Annotated in this window: 3 protein-coding genes; 1 reads left to right on the forward strand and 2 read right to left on the reverse strand. The window is 69.4% G+C overall.

The features are described 5' to 3' along the window. Positions 1 to 129: 129 nt before the first annotated feature. Entirely contained in the window at positions 130 to 1,266 is a 1,137-nt protein-coding gene (gene ispG, locus PHC73_RS13400) for a (E)-4-hydroxy-3-methylbut-2-enyl-diphosphate synthase (RefSeq protein WP_300129257.1), read from the forward strand. Positions 1,267 to 1,269: 3 nt separating this feature from the next. Here ispG and PHC73_RS13405 read toward each other — a convergent pair whose 3' ends face one another. Next, a complete protein-coding gene (locus tag PHC73_RS13405) occupies positions 1,270 to 2,238 on the reverse strand; it encodes a quinone oxidoreductase (protein ID WP_366949892.1) in 969 nt (322 codons plus the stop codon). Between the two features lie 5 nt (positions 2,239 to 2,243). Beyond that, positions 2,244 to 2,820, reverse strand: a 577-nt coding sequence (locus tag PHC73_RS13410; protein WP_300129261.1) for a peroxidase-related enzyme, incomplete at its 5' end; no start/stop codon positions are given.

A 2,820-nucleotide genomic window follows, 5' to 3' on the forward strand; every position in this document is an offset into this window, starting at 1 on the left:
CGCTGTCGGCGAGGTGGCGGTACAGCATGGGATTCCGTGGCGATCGGCGCTGGCGGCGCCAGCGCGCTGCGGGGGCGTGAACGCCCATCAGTATACTGACCGCCCCACCCCAGCCCGCGCGTGTCCACCATGCCGATTGTCCGCAATCCCACCCGTCCGGTCCGTATCGGTAGCATCACCATCGGCGCCGGCCACCCGATCGCCGTGCAGAGCATGTGCGCCACCAAAACGCAGGACATCGCCGCCACGGTGGCGCAGGCGAATGATCTCGCCGCCGCCGGCGCGGGCGTGGTTCGCATCGCAGTCGATACGCCCAAGGACGCCGAGGCGCTGGCCGCCATCCGCGCCCAAACGCAGGCCAACCTGTCGGTGGACCTGCAAGAGAACTACCGCATGGCCGAGCGGGTGGCGCCGCACGTGGACAAGATTCGCTACAACCCGGGTCACCTCTACCACCACGAAAAGCACAAGCCCTGGCAGGACAAGGTGCGGTACCTGGCCGACATCGCCGCCCGGCACGACTGCGCGCTGCGCGTGGGCGTGAACGCGGGCTCGCTGGACCCCGAGCGCGCCGCGCAGTTCGACCCGGACGATTCCATCTCGCCGATGCTGGTCGGCGCCTTCGAGCACTGCGAGCTGCTGGACAGCCTGGGTTTTACCCGCTACTGCGTGTCGCTGAAGGACTCCGACCCGGCCAAGGTGGTGGAGCTCAACAAGCGCTTCGCCGCCCAGCGCCCGGACGTGCCGCTGCATCTGGGCGTGACCGAGGCCGGCCTGCCGCCGGATGGCATCATCAAGACGCGCATTGCGTTTGAGCAGCTCATCGGCGCCGGCATCGGCGACACCATCCGCGTGTCCCTCACGCTGCCGAACGCCCGCAAGGCCGAGGAAGTCACCGCCGGCCAGCAGATCCTGGCCGACATCGCCGCCGGGCGCGTGCGCTCGGTGGTGGACTTCGGCAAGGGTCTGAACATCATTTCCTGCCCGAGCTGCTCGCGGGTGCAGAACGAGGCGTTCGTGGACTTGGCCGAGCAGGTGCGCGAGCTGACCGCCTACGCCAAAGACCACCACCTCACCATCGCCGTGATGGGCTGCCGCGTGAACGGCCCGGGCGAGACCGACGACGCGGATCTCGGCCTGTGGTGCGGGCCGAAGCAGGTCAACTTCAAGCGGCGCGGCGAGCTGCTGGGTGCTTTCGGCTACGACGAGATCCTGGGGCGCCTTAAAGCCGAGCTCGACGCGCTGATCGCCGCCCGCACCGCCTGACGGTTACGGCACCAGCAACAGCTTGCCGCTGGTGGCGCGGCTGGCCAGCAGCTCGTGTGCCCGCGCCGCCTCGGCCAGCGGCAGCCGGTGGTCGATGCGCAGGCCGATGCGCCCGGCGGCCAGCCAGCCGAACAGGTCGCGGGCACGGGCGGCCAGTTCGTCGGCCTCGGCGATGTAGTCGAACAGGCTGGGGCGGGTCAGGAACAGCGAGCCCTTCTGCAACAGCAGCAGCGGGCTGATCGGCTCGACCGGCCCGCTCGACTGGCCGAACAGCACCATCATGCCGCGCCGGCGCAGCACATCGAAGCCTTTCAGAAACGTGCTGGCGCCGACCGAGTCGTACACGGCGTGCACGCCGGCGCCATCGGTCAGGCGCCGCGTGGCGGCGACGAAATCGTCCTTGGAATAAAGGATCACCTCGTCGGCCCCGCGCTCACGGGCGATCTGCGCCTTGGCCTCGGTGGACACGGTGGCGATCACCCGCGCGCCGCGCAGCTTGGCCATCTGTACCAGCATCTGCCCGGCCCCGCCGGCGGCGGCGTGGATGAGCACCGTATCGCCCGGCTGGATGGCGTACACGCTATGCGTGAGGCTATGGGCGGTCAGGCCCTGCAGCATGGCGGCGGCGGCCACGTCCAGCGGCAGGCCGTCCGGCACCGGCACCAGCCGGTCCTGCGGCACGCAGGTGTACTCGGCATAGGCGCCCGGGGTGTTGGGGTAGGCCACCCGATCGCCGGGCCGAAAACGCGTGACGCCCGGACCTACGGCATCCACCACACCGGCGCCTTCCAGCCCCGGCACGAACGGCAGCGGCTGCGGATAGAAGCCGGTGCGGTGGTAGATGTCGATGAAGTTGACGCCGCAGGCGGCGTTTTTGACCCGCACCTGGCCCGCGCCCGGCACGGGCAGCGGGCGCTCGACCAGGCGCAGGACTTCCGGGCCACCCGGGGTGGCGACTTCGATGGCGTGCATGGTGCTCATCGGCGGTTCAGGTCGTAGTACTCGCGGTTCGGTTCCAGGCCGGTGGCCGCCGCCAGGCGATTGGTCATGTTGAAAAAGCCGGTGATCTCGGCAATGTCCCAGATGTCGCGCTCGCTGAAACCCGCCTCGCGCAGCAGCTCGCGGTCGGTGTCGTCGATGGTCTCGGGCGCCTGCGTCAGGCGCTCGACGAAATCCAGCATGGCGCGCTGGCGCTCGGTGAGCTTGGCGGCGCGGTAGTTCATGGCGAGCGTGTCGGCCAGCGGCGGATCGCCGGTCAGCTTGCGCAGCGTGGCGCCGTGGCTCGCCAGGCAGTAGTGGCAGCGGTTCAGCGACGACACCACCACGGCGATCATCTCGCGCTCGGCCTTGGAAAGGCCCGACTCGCTCGCCATCAGCCCATCGCGCATGGCCACGAAGTTGGCGAGGCGCTCCGGCGCGTGGGCATAGCCGCGCAGCACGTTCGGCACGAATCCCAGGCGCTCCTTGGCCGCCTCGTATTGGGCCTTGAGCTCCTTGGGCATGGTTTTCGGCTCTGGCAGGTCCAGCGCCATGATCTTGTCCTTGGCCACGATT

This window comes from Immundisolibacter sp. (genome assembly GCF_028696615.1).
In the GTDB taxonomy this organism is placed as follows: domain Bacteria; phylum Pseudomonadota; class Gammaproteobacteria; order Immundisolibacterales; family Immundisolibacteraceae; genus Immundisolibacter.

Excerpts from the sequence above, each read along its gene's own strand:
- ispG (WP_300129257.1), top strand. The coding sequence starts at position 130 with ATGCCGATTGTCCGCAATCCCACCCGTCCGGTCCGTATCGGTAGCATC.
- PHC73_RS13405 (WP_366949892.1), bottom strand. The coding sequence starts at position 2,238 with ATGCACGCCATCGAAGTCGCCACCCCGGGTGGCCCGGAAGTCCTGCGC.